The organism is Actinomadura soli (assembly GCF_005889715.1).
Classification (GTDB): domain Bacteria; phylum Actinomycetota; class Actinomycetes; order Streptosporangiales; family Streptosporangiaceae; genus Spirillospora; species Spirillospora soli.
Map to the genome: position 1 here is coordinate 1 of NZ_VCKW01000607.1, position 620 is coordinate 620.

1 protein-coding gene is annotated in these 620 nt (G+C 66.6%); it reads right to left on the bottom strand.

Annotated elements, in window-relative coordinates:
• A partial coding sequence (locus ETD83_RS42115) for a hypothetical protein (protein WP_138650808.1) occupies positions 1-359 on the bottom strand: 359 nt, incomplete at its 3' end.
• Positions 360-620: the final 261 nt, after the last annotated feature.

Sequence of the window (620 nt, forward strand, 5' to 3'; positions counted from 1 at the left end):
CGGGAGCAGTACGACACCGCACGCCAGGCCAACTGCTGAGACCACACCGAGGAACTCGTGGCATTGCTCCACGTCGCACCCGAACTCAACGTCGAGGTCCGCCACAACTCAATCGACGAGTCGTAGTTGCAGTCATAAGCGGAGGTCTCATACGCGGTGAACTCCACCGCCTGGACGTAACGGCCCTTGATCGCCGGCAGCGGCATCCGGAAGAACAGCCGCTTGGTCTGGTTCTTGACACAGTTGGGGTCCTTGGCGACCTCACGCTGCGCGACTCGATGCTTCCAGAATTGGGATGTTTGCAGATCGCCCAAATTGGAAATGTGATGCGCTCTGTCCGGCTCCATCAGCCGCCACAAGTCCTGCTCCCCATTGGGCCGGATGTGGTCGCGTGAGTCGCGAGCGGGGCTTCCGCTGGAGCGGTGGGGCCGTCAGGAGGAGGACGGGGGGTCGGCCTTGTGTCGGCCGTTCGGCTTCAGGGGCGGGACGATCCGGACGGGACGAGGGGCCGCGGCGCCGCGTGGGAGTGCGTGGCGGGCACGGGACGGTTGGAGGAGGCGCGGAGTGGGGCCCGCCTGTGCCGATGGCTCACGGACCGGGTCGGGGGTCGGGGCGTCCGC